This is a genomic window from Ktedonospora formicarum (assembly GCF_016587355.1).
Taxonomy (GTDB): domain Bacteria; phylum Chloroflexota; class Ktedonobacteria; order Ktedonobacterales; family Ktedonobacteraceae; genus Ktedonobacter; species Ktedonobacter formicarum.
The window spans coordinates 768,273-790,063 of sequence record NZ_BNJF01000002.1 but is presented as its reverse complement, the minus strand read 5'-3'; the positions used below and the strand labels follow the sequence as shown (position 1 = coordinate 790,063).

At 50.7% G+C, this 21,791-nt stretch carries 14 protein-coding genes and 2 rRNA genes; 14 read left to right on the top strand and 2 right to left on the bottom strand.

Features of this window, described 5'->3' with window-relative positions; translation table 11 throughout:
• Positions 1-157 precede the first annotated feature (157 nt).
• From K3T82_RS22300 to K3T82_RS22285, 4 genes are all read left to right on the top strand, one after another.
• Positions 158-1,165, top strand: coding sequence for an NADP-dependent oxidoreductase (locus tag K3T82_RS22300; RefSeq protein ID WP_220195756.1), 1,008 nt, complete (start codon positions 158-160; stop codon positions 1,163-1,165).
• Between the two features lie 631 nt (positions 1,166-1,796).
• Positions 1,797-3,272 (top strand): 16S ribosomal RNA (locus tag K3T82_RS22295).
• A 68-nt stretch (positions 3,273-3,340) separates the two neighbouring features.
• Positions 3,341-3,535, top strand: a complete 195-nt coding sequence (locus tag K3T82_RS22290; RefSeq protein WP_220195755.1) for a hypothetical protein — start codon at positions 3,341-3,343, stop codon at positions 3,533-3,535.
• A gap of 96 nt (positions 3,536-3,631) precedes the next feature.
• Positions 3,632-6,610: ribosomal RNA gene (locus tag K3T82_RS22285) — 23S ribosomal RNA — on the top strand.
• The 16S and 23S rRNA genes sit together here, the layout of an rRNA operon.
• A gap of 346 nt (positions 6,611-6,956) precedes the next feature.
• Here the strand turns inward: K3T82_RS22285 and K3T82_RS22280 are convergent.
• Entirely contained in the window at positions 6,957-7,124 is a 168-nt protein-coding gene (locus tag K3T82_RS22280; RefSeq protein ID WP_220195754.1) for a hypothetical protein, read from the bottom strand.
• Positions 7,125-7,666: 542 nt separating this feature from the next.
• Here K3T82_RS22280 and msrB point away from each other — a divergent pair.
• The 3 genes from msrB (at position 7,667) to K3T82_RS22265 (ending at position 12,157) form a co-directional block, all read left to right on the top strand.
• Positions 7,667-8,089: a peptide-methionine (R)-S-oxide reductase MsrB gene (msrB, locus tag K3T82_RS22275; RefSeq protein ID WP_220195753.1), complete on the top strand. Its 423-nt coding sequence runs from the start codon at positions 7,667-7,669 to the stop codon at positions 8,087-8,089.
• A gap of 423 nt (positions 8,090-8,512) precedes the next feature.
• A complete protein-coding gene (locus tag K3T82_RS22270; protein WP_220195752.1) occupies positions 8,513-10,318 on the top strand; it encodes a M3 family oligoendopeptidase in 1,806 nt (601 codons plus the stop codon).
• 33 nt (positions 10,319-10,351) lie between these two features.
• A complete protein-coding gene (locus K3T82_RS22265) occupies positions 10,352-12,157 on the top strand; it encodes a M3 family oligoendopeptidase (protein ID WP_220195751.1) in 1,806 nt (601 codons plus the stop codon).
• A 177-nt stretch (positions 12,158-12,334) separates the two neighbouring features.
• On the opposite strand, the gene K3T82_RS22260 is transcribed toward K3T82_RS22265, so the two are convergent.
• Entirely contained in the window at positions 12,335-12,859 is a 525-nt protein-coding gene (locus K3T82_RS22260; RefSeq protein WP_220195750.1) for an AAA family ATPase, read from the bottom strand.
• A 201-nt stretch (positions 12,860-13,060) separates the two neighbouring features.
• Here K3T82_RS22260 and K3T82_RS22255 point away from each other — a divergent pair, with 201 nt between their 5' ends.
• The 7 genes from K3T82_RS22255 (at position 13,061) to K3T82_RS22225 (ending at position 21,764) form a co-directional block, all read left to right on the top strand.
• The gene (locus tag K3T82_RS22255) at positions 13,061-16,069 is read left to right on the top strand and encodes a winged helix-turn-helix domain-containing protein (protein ID WP_220195749.1); all 3,009 of its coding nucleotides are present in this window, start codon (positions 13,061-13,063) and stop codon (positions 16,067-16,069) included.
• Positions 16,070-16,179: 110 nt separating this feature from the next.
• On the top strand, positions 16,180-17,133 hold the full coding sequence (locus K3T82_RS22250; protein ID WP_220195748.1) for a tetratricopeptide repeat protein: 954 nt from the start codon (positions 16,180-16,182) through the stop codon (positions 17,131-17,133).
• Between the two features lie 126 nt (positions 17,134-17,259).
• Positions 17,260-18,096, top strand: a complete 837-nt coding sequence (locus K3T82_RS22245; protein WP_220195747.1) for an SGNH/GDSL hydrolase family protein — start codon at positions 17,260-17,262, stop codon at positions 18,094-18,096.
• A gap of 494 nt (positions 18,097-18,590) precedes the next feature.
• Entirely contained in the window at positions 18,591-19,436 is an 846-nt protein-coding gene (locus K3T82_RS22240; protein WP_220195746.1) for a hypothetical protein, read from the top strand.
• 5 nt (positions 19,437-19,441) lie between these two features.
• Positions 19,442-20,110, top strand: a complete 669-nt coding sequence (locus tag K3T82_RS22235; protein WP_220195745.1) for a DedA family protein — start codon at positions 19,442-19,444, stop codon at positions 20,108-20,110.
• Between the two features lie 123 nt (positions 20,111-20,233).
• A complete protein-coding gene (locus tag K3T82_RS22230) occupies positions 20,234-21,178 on the top strand; it encodes an LLM class F420-dependent oxidoreductase (protein WP_220195744.1) in 945 nt (314 codons plus the stop codon).
• Between the two features lie 175 nt (positions 21,179-21,353).
• Entirely contained in the window at positions 21,354-21,764 is a 411-nt protein-coding gene (locus tag K3T82_RS22225) for a nitroreductase family deazaflavin-dependent oxidoreductase (RefSeq protein WP_220195743.1), read from the top strand.
• Positions 21,765-21,791: the final 27 nt, after the last annotated feature.

Here is a 21,791-nt window from a genome sequence, read left to right as displayed (position 1 = left end):
TCGCGTTTACATGAAGGTGATAAAGTGTTTATTAGCTCCCTTCTATTTATTGGGTGAGGAAAGTGAAGCTACCTGGAACCATATCTAATGTAAAGCAGCGAATACAGAGGCTAGAATCTCTCTGTACTATATACACATTAGAAAGGTTAATGAAAGGATGAACGGCAAGAATAAGCAGGTATTGCTAGCAAGTAGACCAGAAGGTTGGGTGCAAGAGAGTAATTTTAAGATTGTTGAGAGTGACATACCTCAAGTAAGCGATGGTGAAGTACTGGTCAAAAATCTGTATCTCTCACTTGATCCGTATATGCGTGGTCGTATGAATGAAGGAAAATCGTATGCTGAAGCGATGCGGATCAGTGATGTCATGGTTGGTGGGACAATCGGGGTTGTTGTTGAATCAAAGAGTCCCGACTTCAAAGTAGGCGATATTGTCTTGGGTTATTTTGGGTGGCAGCTATATGGCCTCTCACATGGTCGTGGCTTGCTCAAGATACCAACGTCTGATGTTTCTTTGTCCGCTTACCTGGGAGTACTGGGTATGCCAGGTACTACAGCCTGGGTAGGCTTGAATATGATAGGCGAGCCTAAAGCAGGAGAGACGGTTGTTGTATCCGCTGCCTCTGGAGCCGTTGGCAGCGTTGTTGGCCAACTAGCGAAGGAGAAGGGATGTCGCGCTGTAGGCATTGCTGGAGGCAAGGTTAAATGTGATTATGTGGTCGATGAGCTTGGCTTTGACGCCTGTGTAGATTATAAGGCTGGTAATCTTAAAGAGAACCTCCTTAAAGCGGCTCCAAATGGTATCGATATCGACTTCGAGAATGTAGGCGGCGAGATACTTGACACGGTTCTCCCGCAACTCAATCCCCATGCCCGTATTCCCCTCTGTGGATTTGTCTCGCAATATAATGTGGACCAACCATACGCTCTGCGCCACTTTGACGCTTTCCTGATCAGCCGTGTCAAGCTGCAAGGCTTTATTGTGGGCGAACATATGGATCTCTGGCCGCAAGCAAATAAGGAATTGGCACAGCTATACAAGTCCGGTCGCTTGAAATATCGTGAGAGTATCGCGGAAGGGCTGGAAAACGCGCCAAAGGCTTTCATTGGAATGCTGAAAGGTGAGAACTTTGGCAAGCAACTGGTCAAGCTCGCTGATTTGTAGCAGTAAGGTATAGCAGAAAGGCCTCTGTATATAGAGGCCTTTCTGCTATACCTTACTGCTATTCTAAAGGTAGAGGGAATGCGCGTGAGCGAGCGGTATTGTTATGAAACAGTACCGTGGTCCTACCAGGAATCCACATATTGACAGGGATAGGAGGCTGTGGGATAATGACCCTCGCTCCACAAGAGCTGCGGATCGAGCTCACCACCGTGAGCCTCAGGAGGAGCGATCTCTTCGCAAGAGTTCCGAAAAGAACTTTTCGAGAAACCGAAAAACTCCTGAGAAAAAGGCTTGACAAAGCGCAAAGCCTATGCGATAATGACACCTGTCACCGGCGAGGACGAACGAATCTCCCGGATGACACGCCAGACCCACAGCGGTCGGCGGGGGCGACGCTTCCGAGCGTCGAGGACTCACAAGACGTACCTGAACAACTCAAGAGTGGAATGCAGATGGACATTGGCCCTTCTTCCAGCGCTCTCGCAAGGGAGCCATGAGAGGAAGGCACACAATCCTGTCAATTCTGCGAACAAGCAAACAAAGAAGCCAAGCACTTCTTTCAGCCTGGACGCAAACTCATTTACACCTTCGCTCATCTCCGCGTGAGGTGAGTCGAGATACATTCACAACTTGAATGGCGAGTTTGATCCTGGCTCAGGATAAACGCTGGCGGCGTGCCTAACACATGCAAGTCGAACGCCCTTGGCAACAAGGGAGTGGCGGACGGGTGAGGAACACGTGGGTACCTACCCCCAGGTGAGGAATACCGGCGAGAAATCGCCGACAATACCGCATATCCTTCGCAAGAAGGAAAGTCCTTCGGGACGCCTGAGGATGGGCCTGCGCCTGATTAGCTGGTTGGTGAGGTAAAAGCTCACCAAGGCGACGATCAGTAGCTGGTCTGAGAGGATGGTCAGCCACACTGGGATTGAGAACGGCCCAGACTCCTACGGGGGGCAGCAGTGAGGAATTTTCGTCAATGGGGGCAACCCTGAACGAGCAACGCCGCGTGCAGGAAGACGCTTTTCGGAGTGTAAACTGCTTTTCTGAGGGACGAGAACGGACGGTACCTCAGGAAGAAGCCCCGGCTAACTACGTGCCAGCAGCCGCGGTAATACGTAGGGGGCGAGCGTTGTCCGGAGTTACTGGGCGTAAAGGGCACGCAGGCGGTCCTGTAAGTCTGTTCTGACAGCTCCTGGCTCAACCGGGAGAGGCGAACGGAAACTGTGGGACTTGAGGACTTCAGAGGGACACGGAATTCCGGGTGGAGTGGTGAAATGCGTAGAGATCCGGAGGAACACCAAAGGCGAAGGCAGTGTCCTGGGAAGTACCTGACGCTCAGGTGCGAAAGCCAGGGGAGCGAACGGGATTAGATACCCCGGTAGTCCTGGCCGTAAACGATGACCACTAGATGTGGGGGGTATCGACCCCCTCCGTGTCGAAGTAAACACAATAAGTGGTCCGCCTGGGGAGTACGGTCGCAAGATTAAAACTCAAAGGAATTGACGGGGACCCGCACAAGCAGCGGAGCGTGTGGTTTAATTCGATGCAACGCGAAGAACCTTACCAGGTCTTGACATGTGGACGAAGCAGTGGTAATGCACTGTGCTCTTCGGAGCGTTCACACAGGTGCTGCATGGCTGTCGTCAGCTCGTGTCGTGAGATGTTGGGTTAAGTCCCGCAACGAGCGCAACCCCTACTGCCTGTTATATGTTTCAGGTGGGACTGCCCGAAAGGGAGGAAGGCGGGGATGACGTCAAGTCAGCACGGCCCTTACGACCTGGGCGACACACACGCTACAATGGCCGGAGACAAAGGGAAGCGAACCCGCGAGGGGGAGCCAAGCTCAGAAAGCCGGTCTCAGTTCAGATTGCAGGCTGAAACTCGCCTGCATGAAGGAGGAGTTGCTAGTAACCGTAGGTCAGCACACTACGGTGAATACGTTCCCGGGTCTTGTACACACCGCCCGTCACACCACGAAAGTCGGCAACACCTGAAGCCGCCAGGCTAACCCTTTGGGAGGCAGGCGTCGAGGGTGGGGTCGGTGATTGGGGTGAAGTCGTAACAAGGTAGCTGTACCGGAAGGTGCGGCTGGATCACCTCCTTTCTAGGGAGAGTTGTTTCTCGCCACAGCGCGAGGAACCATCCCAGGTCGAACAGGAACCTGTGGTGCTGATGTTGAAAGCTGCTTCCACTCTTGAGCGGTTGAGCGCTTCGTCGTCCCTCTTCGTGAGGGATATGCGAGTCTCACCCGAGCACCTTGAACAACCGAACATGTTTCCTTCAATTTTGCTGAGCGAGCACGCTGTGCCTGCTGCTTTCTTCGAGCTCTTTCGGGAGCGAGAAGCGAGCGACCTGCGCGAGCGCTGATCGCTGACAGTGAACATGAAGACCGAATCCCAACAACAAAGGGTAGATACACACTAACAACAATTCTTCACATTCGGCGAAGAAAACGGCAAGGCAGAACAAGCGACAGAGAGTACGAGGTGGATGCCTTGGCGCTGAAGTCCGATGAAGGACGCGGAGACCGGCGAAACGTTCAGGGGGAGCTGCATCCAAGCTATGATCCCTGAGATTCCCAATGGGGCAACCCCTCCAGAGTTATGTCTGGAGACCCACCGTTGAACACATAGACGGTGTGGAGGATCGTGGGCGAACTGAAACATCTCAGTAGCCTGCGCAAGAGAAATCAACCGAGATTCCCGTAGTAGTGGCGAGCGAACCGGGACCTAGCCCAAACCATCACGTCCTCGGACGTGGCGGGGTTGTAGGACTTCCATCAACACCATACTGACCTTACTTGAAGGCATTGGAACGTGCCACCAGAGGGGGTGAGAGTCCCGTAGAGGTCGGGGGCAGTACGGTGGGAAGGATCCTGAGTACCACGAGACACGTGCAATCTTGTGGGAAGCTGGGGGGACCACCCTCCAAGGCTAAAGAGCTTCAGCGACCGATAGCGAACAAGTACCGTGAGGGAAAGGTGAAAAGGACCCCGAGAGGGGGATGAAAGAGACCCTGAAACCACGTACTCACCAGCAGTCAGAGGCCACTCTTCCATGAGGAAGTAAGGGCTGATGGCGTGCCTTTTGTAGAATGATCCGGCGAGTGCATCGCACGTTGCGGGTTAACCAGCGCTAAAGCTGGGGAGCCAGAGGGCAACCGAGTCTGAATAAGGCGTGCGTGTAGCGGCGATGCGACCCGAAACCGTGTGAGCTATCCATGAGCAGAGTGAAGCGGATGTAACAGTCCGTCGAGGCTCGAACCCACCAGTGTTGCAAAACTGGGGGATGACTTGTGGATAGGGGTGAAATGCTAATCGAACACGGAGATAGCTGGTTCTCCCCGAAATGTATTGAGGTACAGCCACCCGAGAGAACTATCCTGGAGGTAGAGCACTGAGTAGGCTAGGGGCCCTGTGCGGGTTACCAACCCTAACCAAACTCCGAATGCCAGGACAGGATGCGGGTGAGTGAGACGGCGGGGGCTAAGCTTCGTCGTCAAAAGGGAAACAGCCCAGACCATCGGCTAAGGGCTCAAAATCGATGCTCAGTGTCAAAGGGGGTCAATGCGCCCAAACAGCCAGGATGTTGGCTTAGAAGCAGCCATCATTTAAAGAGTGCGTAATAGCTCACTGGTCGAGTGCAATGGCACCGACAACGTACCGAGGCTCAAGCATCGTCCCGAAGCCATGGATCTCTAGCTCAGCTAGAGATGGTAGGGGAGCGTTCCTGTGGCAGAGAAGCCAGATCGCAAGGACTGGTGGAGCGGCAGGAAGTGAGAATGCCGGAATGAGTAGCGCAATATCTGCGAGAACCAGATACACCGAATGCCTGAGGGTTCCTGGGCAACGTCAATCGTCCCAGGGTGAGTCGGGACCTAAGCCGAGGGCGTTAAGCCGTAGGCGATGGAAAGCAGGTCAGAGATTCCTGCACCGCACAGCTTCGTGATGGAGCAATGGGGGGACGCGGTAGGGAAGGTGAGCCGGTCGAATGGACAGGACCGGTGCCCAGCCAGAAGCGCGTGACCGAGGCAAATCCCGGTTGCGAAAGCGTGACTGCTGGGCCGAGCGCCCGCGAGGGTGCGGAAGTCATCGGAGCCCAGGCCGCCAAGAAAAGCCTCTCGCCAGAAGACTGTGCGCCCGTACCGCAAACCGACACAGGTAGGCAGGGGGAACTCTCCCCAGGTGATCGAGCGACCCTCTGTTAAGGAACTCGGCAAATTGACCCCGTACCTTCGGAAGAAGGGGGGCCTGAGTAGCTGTCTCTTGGTAAGACAAGAGGTGGTGAGAAGGCTGCAAAAACGAGGCCCAAGCGACTGTTTACCAAAAACACAGGTCTCTGCGAACGCGAGAGCGGAAGTATAGGGGCTGACTCCTGCCCAGTGCCGGAAGGTTACGAGGAGTGGTGAGCGTAGCCACGAATCTAAGCCCCGGTGAACGGCGGCCGTAACTATAACGGTCCTAAGGTAGCGAAATTCCTTGTCGGGTAAGTTCCGACCCGCACGAAAGGAGAAACGACTTGGGCACTGTCTCGACAGAGGACTCGGCGAAATTGAAGTACCCGTGAAGATACGGGTTACCCACGACAGGACAAAAAGACCCCGTGGAGCTTTACTACAGTTTGGCCTGGAAACGAAGTATGGTGTGCGTAGGATAGGTGGGAGCCGAGGATTTCGCCCTTGTGGGGGCGGAGGAGGCAGCAGTGAAATACCACTCTCACCATGGTTTGTGTCTCACACGCATCCGTGAGCCGGAGCGTGAACAGGGCCAGATGGGTAGTTTGACTGGGGCGGTCGCCTCCCAAAGAGTAACGGAGGCGCCCAAAGGTTCCCTCAGGGTGGATGGACATCACCCTCTCAAGAGTGTAAAGGCACAAGGGAGCTTGACTGCGAGGCAGACGCGCCGAGCAGGGACGAAAGTCGGGCTTAGTGATCCCACATTCCCGAGTGGAAGGAGTGTGGCTCAACGGATAAAAGCTACCCCGGGGATAACAGGCTTATCTTGCCCAAGAGTTCACATCGACGGCAAGGTTTGGCACCTCGATGTCGGCTCGTCGCATCCTGGGGCTGGAGTAGGTCCCAAGGGTTGGGCTGTTCGCCCATGAAAGCGGCACGCGAGCTGGGTTCAGAACGTCGCGAGACAGTTCGGTCTCTATCCGTCGTGGGCGTAGGAGAAGTGAGGGGAGTCATCTTCAGTACGAGAGGACCGAGATGGCTTGACCGCTGGTGTGCCAGTTGGGGGCCTCCCCCAGAGCTGGGTAGCTACGTCAAGAAAGGAGAAGCGCTGAAAGCATCTAAGCGCGAAGCCGACCCCAAGACGACTTGTCCCACCTATTCTTCGGAGTAGGTCAAGATCCCAGGAAGAAGACCTGGTAGATAGGCTGCGCGTGGACGACTGGTAACAGGCGAAGCGGAGCAGTACTAATGATCGTACGGCTTGTTGCCACCAACGTGTGTATGTGTGTGTGATCCCTGTGTGGGAGTGGTTCTCATGGACTGCTGTGAAGGGAGAGGCGCACGTGTGGGAGGCAGGCAGGAGCGTGGCTCAGCAAAATTGAGGGAAACATGATTGAGTTGGTTCGAGGAGACAAGAGGGTTCCGAGGTCGCAGCGCGACATCGCGAACTCTTTTTTGTATTTTGGAAGATTTAAAAGATGTGTATGGCGTAGAGATAAAAGAATGCCACGGATGAGCCGGTAGGGGGCCGTGGCATTCCAAAGTGTCGGGAGAAGGGAATGTATAGATATTCTCCTTTAAGGACAAGATATTTTTGCACTATTATGAAGGCGCCTTAGTCGTCATCCTCATCTGATGAGAAGGTGCTGTGGCAGCCAGGGCAATAGTACTGAAGGTCACCGTCTTCATCGGTGGCAGGCATGTCTTCATCCAGATCAACGAGCAATATTCCATCTTCGTCATCATTCGGGCAGGTTCGATACTTGATCTGCTCTAGATTCATTTTGAGTCTCCTGTATTTTCAAACAATTAACAACATACTCCGCGACGAGATCCGTGCCCTCTCGCTGCTGCCGGCAGTGTTGCGGAAAGAGGACAATTCTGATCCGAGCTAACGAACAGGATGTATGCAATAGTTCGAACTTGCTTCTTTGAATGACTTTATATACTCTTTTTTATTTCCTCAACTCTTATGGGCTTTTTGGGCCTGAAGTACCATACCCTTTTACTCTTATATAAAGAGACGTCTGAAATTTTTGTATTCGAAGTATTGTTTATATCAGTGGAGGATATGTAGGAATTTTGGTGGGATGTAGGCAAAACTCCGCTCGGATTGTTTTGCTAATGCTGTTGGCAGTGGAATGCGTGTCACATCGATGCTTAAACTTCTCCTGAAACGTTTCAGAAGAACCCTCTTTAGTTACCTGATGCAATTTTACAAGAGTATCAATTACAATATGCTTGGTTTGTATACCTTGAAGTATTATTATATGTTTGAAAGAAGGCGTGTAAAGACACGAAGTATCATGATAAAGGAGAGTCTTTATGGGTAGCGATATGCGCAATCAGCCGGAGTCATTCTGGCGAGAGAAACTGACCCCTGAGCAATATCATGTGTTGCGTCAGAAGGGCACTGAGCGCCCCTTTAGCGGTTCCCTATACCACAATCATGAGAAGGGATTGTACGAATGTGCCGCCTGTGGAAATTCGCTGTTCTCTTCAGACGCCAAGTTTGATTCAGGTTGTGGTTGGCCGAGCTTTGATGATCCCATGAGCAAAGATACTGTTGAGTTTCATGAGGATAATTCGTTTGGTATGCATCGTATAGAAGTGCTGTGCAAGAACTGCGGTTCGCACCTGGGTCATGTTTTTGATGATGGCCCACGCGACACAACTGGTTTACGCTACTGTATCAACTCAGTTTCACTTAACTTCAACCCTGAAAAGAAGGTTGAGGAACAGAAATAACCTCTCCAGAAAAAGCGCATGGGCACTCTGCCCATGCGCTTTTTCTATTTCTTATTTACGTGTTACTCCCATATTACATTGAAGCCAGGTAAAAATGTCTGGTAGATTATAAAATGTTATGAAGTCTTGCTCCATGTTATTGTTGCTCAGCTTCTTAAAGAATTTCTTCTACACTTCGGATTGTTATCTATATTCGTCAACTAGCATGTTCAATGCGACATTACGTTACAACGGCACTCGGAGGATTTGGGCTCCTCGTACATATAGGCACAGAGTTTCAGCCTGCGCAGCGCCCCAATATGTAGGTATAGAGCTTCAGCCTGCACAGCGACCTGCTATGGTACAATAGTGCCTAATAATGGTTTCATACCTGGTAAGGGAGTGGAGGGTGTGTCAGTCAAGAGAGAAAGGGTCTTATAACAGATGTTGACCACGCAAGAATTACCTCGTTGGGATATGACTGTAATCTATCCTGACATGGAAGCGCCTGAGTTTGAGCAAGGATTCGCCGCGAATATTCGTGCGGTAGATTCACTGAGTGCGCTTTTTGATCAACACCATGTCGCAGAACACACTGCTCTGACGGTTGATGATGCGCTGGTAACCGCGTTTGAGGAGGTTATCGCACGCTATAACGAGGTGTTGGAGCATATCGAAACGCTCTACACTTATATTTCTTGCTTCGTAGATACCAACTCGGAAGACACACTTGCTCAGGCCAAATTGAGCGAGCTGATGAATGTGTATGTTTTGCTCACTCAACTTGGAACTCGCTTTACAGCCTGGGTAGGCTCTATGGATGTGGATGCTCTTCTTGCGCGTTCAGGACTGGCACGCCATCATGAACATATGCTGCGCCGGGCGCAATTTCGAGCCCGTCATTTGATGTCTTCCGCTGAAGAGATGTTGGCCTCGGAACTTAATATCAGCAGTGGTATGGCCTGGGGACGACTGCATGGTAATATGACCTCACAGTTGAAGGTCTCATTGGATGTGGATGGTGTTACAAAAGAGTATCCCATCAGTGCTGTGCGCAATATGGGATATTCACCTGATCGCAATATGCGTAAGTGTGCCTACGAGGCCGAGCTTGCGGCGTGGGAACGCGTGGCTGTTCCGTTGGCTGCCTCGCTGAATAGCATCAAAAATGAGACGAATGTTCTGGCGCGTAAGCGTGGTTGGTCGTCAGCGTTGGAGGCAACGTTATTTCTGAACAGCATTGATCAGCAGACATTAGAGGCAATGCTGGAGGCGGCGCGTGAGTCTTTTCCAGATATGCGGCGTTACCTCAAGGCAAAAGCGCGGGCGCTCGGTTTGCAAAAATTAGCCTGGTATGACCTCCAGGCCCCAATAGGCCAGAGTGAGAAGAGTTGGTCCTTTGAGGAGGCTCAACTCTTTATCATCGAGCAATTTGGTAGCTATTCTCCTCGGCTGGCGGGATTGGCTGAACAAGCATTTAACGAGCGCTGGATTGATGCTGAGCCTCGCCCAGGCAAGATTGATGGCGCGTACTGCGCAGGGCTTCGCCCTGGCGAGTCGCGTGTGTTGGCGAACTATTCGCCATCATATGATAGTGTGAGCACGCTGGCACATGAGCTTGGGCATGCCTACCATAACTTGAATATGCGTGATCGCACAACCTTACAGAGTGGCTCTCCAATGACACTGGCAGAGACCGCGAGCATCTTTTGTGAGACGATTATCCGTAATGCCGCTTTGAAGAATGCTAGCAAGCAAGAGCAGTTGGCTATTCTGGCTTCTTCGTTGCAGAACTCTTGCATGATCGTGGTTGATATCACCAGTCGCTTCCTCTTTGAGCAGGGGGTCTTCGAGAAGCGCCAGCAGCGTGAACTCTCAGTCGATGAGCTAAAGGAATTAATGCTTGATACGCAACGTCTGACTTATGGTGATGGTCTGGATGAGGCTGCGTTGCATCCCTACATGTGGGCGGTGAAGGGTCATTACTATAACAGTGACTACCCTTACTACAATTACCCCTATATGTTTGGTTTGCTCTTTGGCCTGGGCCTTTATACGCGTTATCAACAAGATCCAGAAGGCTTTAAGCAAGGATATGATGACTTGCTTTCCTTAACAGGTATGGTCGATGCTGCAACTCTGGCTGCTCGCTTTGGCATTGATATCCGTACCAAGGAGTTCTGGTGTTCCAGCCTGGACAACCTGCGCAAGGATATTGACCGCTTTGAGGAGTTGGTGAAGACGTTCTAGTTTTATTGTTTCCATGACGAAAGAGAGAGTTTCGTGTCAACGACTGCACGCTTGCCACATTGGGATATGTCCGTTGTTTTTCCAGGATTGGATTCCCCGGAGTTTGAGCAGGGGTTGAGCCAGATTCTAGGTGACATCAAAGAGCTTAGTGTGCTTTTTGATAAGGACCAGATAGGTGCGACGCCAACACCGCCCACGCTTGATAACGAATTCGTCCAAAACTTTGAGTGGCTGGTAGATCGTTATAACGCGGTCTTGAATCAGGTGCGAACCATGTCTGTGTACATTGGTTGCTTTGTGAATACTAACTCGCAAGATAATCTGGCGCAGGCGCGCTATAGCGAGTTCCAACGTGGCCTGATTCAATTATCGCAATTGGGTATTCGCTTCACGGCCTGGGTTGGTTCGCTGGATGTTGAAGCTCTGATAACCGCTTCCAGTGTGGCGCGAGAGCATGCTTATCCTCTACGGACTGCCCGCGAGCAGGCTCAGCACTTGATGTCGCCTACTGAGGAAAATCTGGCTTCCGAGTTGAACGCGAGTGGTGGCTCAGCGTGGAGTCGCTTGCATGGCAATATCTGTTCGCAGCTAAGTGTTGCTCTGGAAGTGGATGGTGAGACGCGCGATTATCCTATGAGCGCTATTCGTAATATGGCTTATAGCGAGGATCGTGATCTGCGCCGTCGCGCGTATGAGGCTGAGTTGGACGCCTGGAAGCGTAATGCGGTGCCTTTAGCTGCTGCCCTGAACAGCATCAAGAATGAAGTCAATGTGATCTCGCGTCGTCGCAACTGGGAGACGCCATTGGCAGCCTCGCTCTTCGATAACAGTATTGATCGCGAGACGCTGAACGCCATGTTCGCGGCTGCACACGCTTCCTTCCCTGATTTTCGCCGCTATCTGCGTACCAAGGCGCAGCTACTGGGTGTAGAGAAGCTAGCCTGGTATGACCTCTCCGCACCAGTTGCCAAAGAGAGTAAAGTATGGGAGTTCGATGAGGCTGCTAGCTTTATCGTCGAGCAATTTGGAAGTTATTCTCAACGTCTCTCAGATTATGCCGCGCGAGCCTTCCGCGAGAACTGGATCGATGCGGAGCCGCGATCGGGCAAGCGTGATGGCGCGTACTGCGCTGGTTTGCGTGCCGATGAATCGCGTATTCTTGCTAACTTTAAGCCCGCTTTTGGTGGAATGAGCACGCTCGCGCATGAGTTGGGTCATGGCTACCACAACATGAACATGGCGGGAAGAACGCCGCTACAGCGTATGCATCCGATGACGTTAGCGGAGACAGCAAGCATCTTCTGTGAGACGATTGTGCGTCATGCGGCTCTGAGTCAAGTGGAAGCCTCGGAGCAGATCGCGCTTCTCGAAGCCTCCCTTCAGAGTTCGTGCCAGGTCGTTGTGGATATTACCAGCCGCTTCCTCTTTGAGCAGGGGGTCTTCGAGAAGCGCCAGCAGCGTGAGCTCTCAGTTGATGAGCTAAATGAGCTGATGCTTGATTCACAGCGCCAGACCTATGGTGATGGCTTAGATGAAGCGACTCTGCATCCCTATATGTGGGCAGTCAAGGGGCATTACTATAGCACGGGTCGTTCGTACTATAATTATCCATATATGTTTGGCTTGCTCTTTGGCCTAGGACTCTACGCGCGTTATCAGCGACAGCCAGAAGAGTTCAAGCAGAGCTATGATGATCTGCTCTCTTCAACAGGCATGGCGAGCGCTGCGGAACTCGCCCAACGCTTTGGTATCAATATTCGCAGCGAGGATTTCTGGCGCTCTAGCCTGGATATCATACGCCAGGATATTGATCTCTTCGAGCACCTCGCTCGCTCATAGGGTTATGTGCTAAACATAGCGATAGATCGTAGACACTCAGGGCTGGAGATGGAATCGCTCACACTTTTCTATCTCCAACCCTATTCTATTTCTTATAGTTTATGATTGGGGTTAAGTGTTTTTCTTTTGAGCTTGCTCGTTGAGTGCTATTGCCGGTAAGCTGGTGATTTGAAGGTGCTAAGTATTGATCTGGTTAATGATTTCTTCAACAATCTCTGTTGGGCTCATTTCATCCGTGGCAATTTGCGTGGCGAAGGCTGGGGATGCGAAGGCCTCTATACAGCGGTCAAAGCGTTCTTCAATCCATTTCAGCGTTTCTTGTGTGTGCTCCTGTGAGCGTTTTGTTAAACGCTGGTGCAATATCTCTTTACGGGCGGTGAGACAGAAGTGATAGACACATGGATCAATTTCACGCAGACCTGAAATGATCTCCTCAAAATAGGGGCGATGCCAGAGAGTCATGGGAATGACTAGTGTACGTCCATAAACACGCTTGAGGATACGCGCGGTCTCTATGACAAGGGGTCTCCATGCGGTCAAATCTTGAAAATCGGTAAAGGTTTCGATTGGTTTGACGATGTATGCCAGACCTGTACCCACAATCTCAGGATCATAGAGCATGCTATGATAGAGTCGTTCAACGAGCAAGTTGGCGGTGGTGGTTTTACCTGACGCGAAAGAGCCATTAACCAGGATAATCATGAGTATAACCCCTTTTCTTTGATCCTTGTATGTTAATTATCGCTAATGTATCTAGCAAATGCTATTCCGTAGCCTGTTTTTCCTTAGAGCCTCGATGAGAAGTGTGATCAATTGAAGAAACGAAATGAGTCTAGGTGTGGTTAAGTGAGTGATTTGAAAAGGGTGTTTGTGTAACTTTGTCTACCTGAGAGGTGAGTATTGATGTCTCGTATGACGCCCAGAGTTGAGCAAGAGTTATTGCATATTCAGGATGTGCATGATGGTGCTCTAACAATAATGGTTGGCTCTCCAGAATGGTTTGTGTGGTTACAGGAACATCGCGTCTTCAGTTTTCGATCTCAGGACGGCAACTTTACCGCGCGCAAGGAACAGCGCGCGGCGGGCTGGTATTGGTATGCCTATCGGCGGCGGCATGGAGTTTTGCGGAGTGCCTACCTTGGTAAGACAGATGAATTGACATTTTTACGCCTTGCCGAGATTGCTATTCAGCTCCAGAGGACGTCAGCGACGGCACAACCTATTGTTAGCGCGCCTGATCAACATCTGCTCTTGGCGACGAAAATTATTCCTCCATTCCTTCCTTCCTCGATGATTGCTCGATCCCGTTTAATTGTCTCTCTGCATGCATCTACTGATCGTAAATTGATTCTGATTACAGGTCCGGCGGGCTCAGGAAAGACAACGTTGCTAAATGCATGGGTGCGTGAGCTGACATGCTCAGTGGCCTGGGTGACGCTAGATGAAAATGACAACGAGTTGGCGCGTTTCTGGAGTTATGTGCTTGCGGCGCTACAAAAGTGTTCTCCGGGCTTTGCCGATCACCTGCGCAACCAACTTCCTATTCTTCAGGTCGAGACAATAGAAGGGTTCTTGGTGCTCTTAATAAACGCTCTGGCGACTTTGCCTGGCAAGGTGGTGCTTGTGCTTGACGATTATCATGTACTGACCAGTCAACCAGTGTATGATAGCGTGACCTTTCTGTTGGCCCACGCGCCACAACAGTTATGTCTAGTTGTTTCCAGTCGCACCATTCCGTCATTGCCCTTGCCTGGATTGCGAGCGCGTGGAGCATTGGTTGAGCTGGACTTCAATGACCTGCGTTTTGCACCACAAGAAGCAGAGGCGTTACTTAAAACACTGGGATGTGGTTCGCTACATCCTGAAAATCTCTCGGAATTATTAGTACATACCGAAGGATGGGTGACGGGTCTTACCCTGGTTGCACTCGCCTTACGCGAGGCGCAAAATAACGAAACTGTCGCTTTGGGTTGGCGAAGCAACCATACAAGTTTTGAGTATCTTGCTAGTGAAGTTCTGGCCCGACAGCCTGAAGAAGTGCGCGATTTTCTCTTGCGTAGTTCTGTACTTGAGAGCTTACACGCAACTCTATGTGACACTGTCATAGAGCGTGAGAAGAGCCAAGAGCTCTTACAACAATTGGAGCGTGAGAACCTTTTTCTCATTCCGCTTGATGATCAACATAGCTGGTATCGCTATCACCAGCTTTTCTCGGTCTTCTTACGCGATCGTCTGGAGCAAACCTATCCAGGTCAATCCTCAATGTTGCATAGACGTGCTTCCAATTGGTACGAGGCGAATGGTATGCCGAGCGAGGCTATCGCGGCTGCTTTGCGAGCGTGTGATTATATCCTGGCAGTTCGTTTAATTGAGGCACAGGCTAAAGAGATGTTAATGAGGCATGAGGTAATTACTCTAGGAGCATGGGTAAGTGCTTTGCCTGCGGCGGTTGTCGATAGCCGACCCCACCTCTGTATCTATATTGCCTGGTCGCTCTTACACACGACGCATACCCTCTCTATTGAGCGCTATCTCAATGCTGCTGAGCGTGAATTGAGCAACGGTGTAATAGAAGAGGGCGAACAGAGGGCATTGTATGGTGAGATTGTCGCCATTAGAGCGCGTATGGCAATCTACCAGGATCAAATTGAACAGAGCGTAGTTCTTGCTCATCAGGCATTACAATGGCTTGATGAGGAGAATAGCTTGACACGTGGTGAAGTGCTTCTGGGCCTGGGTACGGCAAAAGAGGTGCTAGGAGAGACAAAGGTAGCAGAGCAGGCCTACCGCGCTGCTATTGATCTGAGCAAGGCTTGTAGCAACCTGCGTGCGACTATGCTAGCGACCCGTTCACTGGCAATACTCTTTAGCCATCAGGGGCGTTTACATCAGGCTCACAGGCTCTATCAAGATGGCCTTGAGTACGCACTACAGATAAAGCAGGAGGATTTGCCTCCTGTGGGCTTTATGTATCTGGGCCTGGGTGAGTTGTGTTATGAGCGAAATGATTTGGAGGCTGCTGAGCGCTATTTGCGTGAGGGAATAAGATTGGGTCAGCGTGGAGGTGATGTCAAGATCTGGCTTCTGGGGTATGTGGGCCTGATGTTTGTAGCGCAGGCGCACGCAGACCGTAATCAAGTCTGGACTCTCTTCGAGGAAGCGGAGCGCCTGGCACAACAGGTAACTTTTACACGTGGCCTTGCCTGGCTAGAACTTATCCGCCCACGCCTGAGCGCCTTGCTGGGCGATGAGGAGCCACTGCTAACCTGGTCTCAGGAATGCGGCCTGGATCCTGCCAGGGAGCCAGATGCGCTCTATGAGGAAGAATACCATCAATTGGCCAGGGCTTTCATTGTACGTGAGGAGCCTGAAGTCGCTCTACCTATCTTGCGCTGCCTTTTAGAGAGAGCCGAGCGAACAGAGCGATCAGGTTTTAAGATTGCCATCTGTTTGAGTCTAGCTTGTGCTTATGAAGCCCAGGGTGCTAAGAAGCAGGCCTTAGAGGCTATGGCAGAGGCCATAGCCCTGGCTGAACCACAGGCCTATATGCGCTCGTTTCTTGATGGAGGTATTCGTATCTTGCGCTTGCTCAAACAGTTGTGCAGGACTTATCAATCAGGGAAGCAGCAAGAGCGCTCTCGCTTACTTAAATACCTGAAAAGGCTTCTCTCTATCTCTGAGTGTGAGCAGCCTACATTATATAACTCTGCCCTCATTGTCGAAGAGTTGAGTGCGCGTGAAGTAGAGGTGCTATGCCTGCTTGCCGCTGGTAACTCCAATGCTGAGATCGCTAGTGCTCTTGTCATTGGAGTAAACACAGTGAAGACGCATCTAAAGAACATTTATGGGAAGCTAGAAGCTCACAATCGTACCCAGGCTATTGCTCAGGCCCGAGCCCAAGATTTATTGTAGTTATATCCTCCGACTACTGCAATCCTCCTTTCAGGTGATGTGTTTTAATGCTTCAGACCCTACACTTCGAACATAGTTCAAACAAGCACGTCAGAAATGAGGTTTATGCAATGTCCCTATCTTCAGAGGCTTTAAGCGAGCGCTATGCCAGTTCTCTACAGACAATAAGCGAGATTGCCAACGCTTACTACTTTCAGGGTCGGATTGATGAGGCATTACGTCTGTTCCAGGGAGGCGAGCAATGGCTTGCTGCCCCGGAGGCGGCATCGCGCGATAAGTTATACTTCCTGCTCAAATATGGGCAATTCCTGATACACTACTACTTCCTTACTAATAAGATGGAAGAGATTATGTCCTCAGTAGTGCGGCAGGCTCTGCAAGCGGCTGAAGCTAGTCAGGACAAAGCCGCGCTTGCGATAGCTCTCTATCTGCTAGGGCAAGTCCACTACTATCGCAATTTGTATGTGGGCGTAAGTGATTATGGAGAGGCTCGTGAATATTTAGAGCGTGCTTCAGCACTTAGCGAGCAGATTGGTGATCTGTTCAAACTTTCTGAATCACTCTTTTATACGGGCTTGACTTACGATAGAGAGAGTCACAGTGAGCAGGCCCAGAGTTATTATCAGCGCGCTCTGGAATTAGCAGAACAGCACGGAAATAAATGGGCGGCATCCGAGGCATTACGCCACCTGACAGATCATACAGAGGGGGAGCAGCGCTTACACTATGCTCTTCGCTCATTGGAATTGCGTGAAGAAATGGGCTTTAAACGTGGTCTTCCGCCAGCCCAATTGTTGGTGAGTGATGTCTATCTGGATCTTGGTGACCTGAAGCGTGCTCTGGAGTACTGCCAGCAAGCAGAACAATTAGCTACTGAAATGGGATTGCAGATCCATGCTATCTGGGGATTGCTCACCTATGGCGATATCGCCAGCAAGCGCGAGCAAGTCGACCAGGCTCGTGATTATTATCAGCAAGCTCTCACTATGGCAAATGAGTTTAATAACGCCTTCGGTATCGCTCTGGCGAACGAAAAGCTAAAGAAGTTGGCATCAGAAGTGTAGTAATGCGGAGAGTCCCTGGTTGGGAGAAGTGAGAGTGTGAGGTAAGTCACAGACTGAGAGATTGTGTAACCGCTACAATTGTGGCAGATGTAATATGCTCATTTATTTCATGGAAGGAGTTACTGCGTGTTAAGGACGGCACATGCCTCTCTCAGTCGTTTCTTACTGGCTCCCCTTCTAGCCACTTTTATGCTTCTTGTATTGACACCATTCAATGGAGTAGAGGCCCATTCAACACCTCAACAGGAGTTCTCATTTTCCTTTGGCAAACATTATCTTGCCCTGGGCGATTCGCTGGCATTTGGTTTTCAGCCAGACGGTGATTTCATAGATGGGTACGCGGACTATTTTGCGCGTGCTCATGCTGTGACGCGTCAGGGTATCATGAGTTATGCCAATGAGGGGTGTCCTGGTGAGACAACCAGCACGCTGATCAATGGAGAATGTCCACATCCTGAAATGCGCAAGTATCCCTATCAGGGGTCACAACTTGCAGCGGCTCTGGATTACATCAACAACTGGGGCCCAGTCTCCGTGGTGACGCTGAGCATTGGGGCTAATGATTTGCTTCCCAAGATCAATCCTGCTACATGTATGATTGATGAGGCAGGCTTTACAGCAAGCCTGAAGACGTTAGATACCAACTTGACAACGGTTATCTTGCCGCAACTCTCACGCGCCCTCAAGAAGTCACATGGCAAGCTTCTGGTAACTAACGCCTACAATCCCTTCCAGAATATTTGCCCTCAGTCGAATGCCTATATTAAGGTGTTCAATGAGCATCTCTCGCATGATGTTAGAGGGTATGGTAAGCTGGTTGATGTATACTCAGCCTTTGGTGGGGTCAGGACGCCCAATTCACACCTTTGTAATTTGACCTGGATGTGTGCCAGTTCTCCTGACATTCATCCCAATGACAAGGGCTACAAACTGATTGCTGATCTGTTAGCTAAAGAATATTGATTTGTATAAATGCTTTGTAAACTGTTGCCTCTAATAAAATAATACTTCATGCCAATGGTGTTCAATAGGAACAGGTGTGAGAGATGTGCGTGATCGCGTACATCTCTCATTTTTTGACCTGAAAATGAACGAGAGTGTGGCTCTAACGTATATGTTATATTGTGTGAAATCTATATATGGGAAGTGTCCAGAACAATATAATTTCTCTGGACACTTCCCTGAATTCTTTTCAGAGTAGATTCAGTTATGCTTCAGTGTCTTCTCATTTGCGCGGCTTATAATGGACTGCATAATGAAAGAGGATGAAAGTCATTCTTCATAAAGAGATACTTATGGGCTCGCACAAACGTGTAAGATTGGATTTACTACGCACGTTTAAGCTGAAGAAGTTGTGGGCAGTCTGCTCACGATGTAACGTAGGCTTAGAGCAACTCTGGCTAGTTCCGCCTTGAGCGAAGGGGCTGACTGGTCTTGATCTTTACAAGGAGCTTGTTATGTTCTTGGCTTTAGTGCTCCTATTCTTTGTCATTATGCTTGTGGTACTCTTCGCGCGCGCACTTTCGGAGCAAACGACACAGCGCATCCCAGATGGTTATCCCAACGCGCCCCAAATGCCACAGCAGATGCCTCCGCAGTCAACGTATACAGACCCATATAGTGATACAGGCTACTACCAATCTGGAGAATATGCTCAACAAGGTAGTGGGACGCCTCCACCCAAAGAGGCTAATGCGTTTGAGCGAGGATATGAGCAGGGCTACGCTGGTTACACCTCACGTTCTGATCCGGGTACCATGCCACGCGCGGATGAAGCAGCGGCGGCATATGAGGCGGAACGCGTGCGCTCGACGCGACCTGGCAACTATGATACCGATTACTATCAGCAAGGGGCGAGCAACAGAGAGCATGCTAACCCAGGTTCGGTACAGTATAATCAGCCTCAAAGTCAATATGAGGTACCAATGCAGCAGAGCCAGCCGCCCTATCAGCAACCTTATAGCCCATATTCTCAGCAGCAACAGAGTTATGGTCCAGGGTATCCTCCACCTCAACAGCCGCAGTACGGCCCGCAGGGTCAACCCTATCAGCCGCCCTATGGTCCTCAAGGTCCATACCCGCAGCAACCATTTCCCCAGCAGAGGAGTGGCATGAATCCATGGATCGCGGGTGGTCTAGGCGCGATTATGGGTTATGGATTGGGAAATCTCTTCTCGTCTCATGATTATGGGGCAGTACCGATGGATCATGGTGACGCTGGAGGTTTTGGGGGAGGTGACTTTGGAGGGGGAGATTTCGGAGGTGAGGGGGACTTTGGTGACTCCGGCGGAGGAGATTTCTAAAGCGTATGCTACAAAGTGTGATAGAGTGGTTGAAGCTCTTCTATAACCAGTATGGTTACCTGATCGTCTTCTTAAGCACGCTCTCTGAGAACACTGCTTTGTTGGGGCTGGTGATGCCGGGTAACTCGCTGGCACTGCTCGGAGCTTTCTACGCGCGTCTTGGTACGTTAAACCTTGGCCTGGTCATTTTCTGGGCGACCCTGGGAACAATCGTTGGCTATCATATTGATTACCTGTTGGGACGTTACGCGCTTGAACGTCCGTTGCAGCGCTTGAGCGCGAGCGCTTTAGGGCGGCGCTTGAGAATTGGTGGGCGTTTACGTCTCGCACGAATCTTGCTTTATAAGCATGGTGGTAAGGCTATTCTCTTTTCGCACGTAGTAGGTCATCTCCGCTCGTTTGTCGCCATCAGCGCAGGCCTGACGAGGATGCCCTATGCGCGCTTTCTTGTCTTTGAAGTGATAGCGGCTCTGACCTGGAATACCGTTTATAGTCTGGTGGGCTATTTTATTGCCGTCGAAGTGGAAGCGCTGGAAACAATCTTTCAGCGTATGGGTATTGTGATCGTCGCGGTGCTTATTATCCTCTTTGGCATCTGGCAACTTAGAAAGCGTCGTCAACAAGAGCGGCGTCATCAGCGACGTATGGCACGGCTGGCTCGCCTGCGGGCATGAGTTTGCAGCTTCCGAATATATCCCCATTCTCCTATAGCTATCTGATAGCTTCGCTTTTTCAGCGTATAATGAAGTTGCCAACATGAATTACATGGTGGTTGAAGCAAAAGGAGAGCAAAAACTATGGAGTTTGGTGTAATTGTGCCTCAAGGTTGGAAGATGGATTTAGTGGATATTCCCGATCCTGTTGAGGCGTATGAAGCGATGACGCGTGTGGCGCAAGAGGCTGAGGCGCTCGACTTTTCATCTATCTGGCTCTATGATCACTTTCACACGGTTCCCACGCCAACACAAGAGGTAACCTTCGAGTGTTGGACGAGCACAGCGGCGCTAGCACGTGATACCAAGCGGGTGCGTGTGGGACAAATTGTCACCTGCAATAGCTATCGTAATCCTGCCCTGCTAGCCAAGATGGCGAGCACGGTGGATGTGATGAGTCACGGTCGTTTGGTGCTCGGCATTGGCGCGGGTTGGTACGAGCATGAGTATAATGCGTATGGCTATCCCTATCCTTCAGCTCCAGATCGCTTGCGCCACCTGCGCGAGGCTCTCCAGGTAATCCATGCCATGTGGAGCCAGGAAGAGGCCTATTTCGAGGGCAAGTACTACCAGGTGCGCGGAGCGATTAACCAGCCTAAAGGTGTGCAGAAGCCACACATTCCTATTCTTATAGGTGGTAGTGGCGAAAAGGTCACCCTCAAGCTGGTTGCCCAATATGGTGATGCCTGCAACCTGGGTGGAACCATCGAGAATATCAAGCATAAGTTAGAGGTGCTCAAAGGGCATTGTGAGTCTCTGGGTCGCGATTACAATAGTATTAAGCGCACCGCAATTGTAGATGACTGTGCCATCGCGGCTACCGACGCCGAGGCTGTAGCGAAGCTACCGGAGCGCTTGCAGCAGAATGTTGATGAGGTGCGCCAGCGTGCTTTGATTGGCACACCAGACGCGATTCGGGCACGCATTGCCGAGTATGAGGAGGCGGGAATTCAAGAGCTGATCATTCGCTTTGAGGATGCTACAAAGCTTGAGTCTCTGCGCCTCTTTGCCGAGACATGTATGCGTTAACTTGATTTATCTCCAAAAAAGTATCATAGCAAAAGGGAATAATGCACATCTTGTGTGTGTTAATATGAGATGTGCATTATTCCCTTTTGCTTACTTCTAATAATAGATATAGGAGCAATGTAAAGATAGGGTGCATCATGTACACCTTTAATTTCAACAAAAGGAGAAATTCAGTATGGAAGATAAAGATTTTATTGAACGAAACATAAATGTAATTAAGGAGTTCCGTGCGAATGGGGGACAGGTTCCAGGCTGGGCACCCCTGATCCTAATCACAACGAAGGGCGCGAAATCGGGTCAGGAGCGTATCTTCCCATTGATGTCCGTTCCTTATGGGGAGAGTTATCTTGCCGTGGCTTCCAAGGGTGGCGCGCCCAAACATCCACTGTGGTATTACAACCTGAAGGCCAATCCTGATATAACGATTGAGGTTGGTAAAGAGAAGTTTGCGGCTACGGCCAGAGAGTTGTCAGGCGAGGAGCGCGCGAAGGCTTTTGAGGCGGCAAAGAAGATTTTTACTCCTTACGGCGATTACGAAGAGAAGACGAGTCGCGAGATTCCTGTCTTCATTCTTGAGCGAAAATAACGTTTTTGATTGGCTTTAGCCACTTCA

Bases quoted from the DNA above. Each gene is read 5' to 3' on its own strand.
- K3T82_RS22300 (WP_220195756.1), top strand. From the start codon at position 158: ATGAACGGCAAGAATAAGCAGGTATTGCTAGCAAGTAGACCAGAAGGT.
- K3T82_RS22290 (WP_220195755.1), top strand. From the start codon at position 3,341: ATGTTGAAAGCTGCTTCCACTCTTGAGCGGTTGAGCGCTTCGTCGTCC.
- K3T82_RS22280 (WP_220195754.1), bottom strand. From the start codon at position 7,124: ATGAATCTAGAGCAGATCAAGTATCGAACCTGCCCGAATGATGACGAA.
- msrB (WP_220195753.1), top strand. From the start codon at position 7,667: ATGGGTAGCGATATGCGCAATCAGCCGGAGTCATTCTGGCGAGAGAAA.
- K3T82_RS22270 (WP_220195752.1), top strand. From the start codon at position 8,513: ATGTTGACCACGCAAGAATTACCTCGTTGGGATATGACTGTAATCTAT.
- K3T82_RS22260 (WP_220195750.1), bottom strand. From the start codon at position 12,859: ATGATTATCCTGGTTAATGGCTCTTTCGCGTCAGGTAAAACCACCACC.
- K3T82_RS22255 (WP_220195749.1), top strand. From the start codon at position 13,061: ATGTCTCGTATGACGCCCAGAGTTGAGCAAGAGTTATTGCATATTCAG.
- K3T82_RS22250 (WP_220195748.1), top strand. From the start codon at position 16,180: ATGTCCCTATCTTCAGAGGCTTTAAGCGAGCGCTATGCCAGTTCTCTA.
- K3T82_RS22240 (WP_220195746.1), top strand. From the start codon at position 18,591: ATGTTCTTGGCTTTAGTGCTCCTATTCTTTGTCATTATGCTTGTGGTA.
- K3T82_RS22235 (WP_220195745.1), top strand. From the start codon at position 19,442: ATGCTACAAAGTGTGATAGAGTGGTTGAAGCTCTTCTATAACCAGTAT.
- K3T82_RS22230 (WP_220195744.1), top strand. From the start codon at position 20,234: ATGGAGTTTGGTGTAATTGTGCCTCAAGGTTGGAAGATGGATTTAGTG.
- K3T82_RS22225 (WP_220195743.1), top strand. From the start codon at position 21,354: ATGGAAGATAAAGATTTTATTGAACGAAACATAAATGTAATTAAGGAG.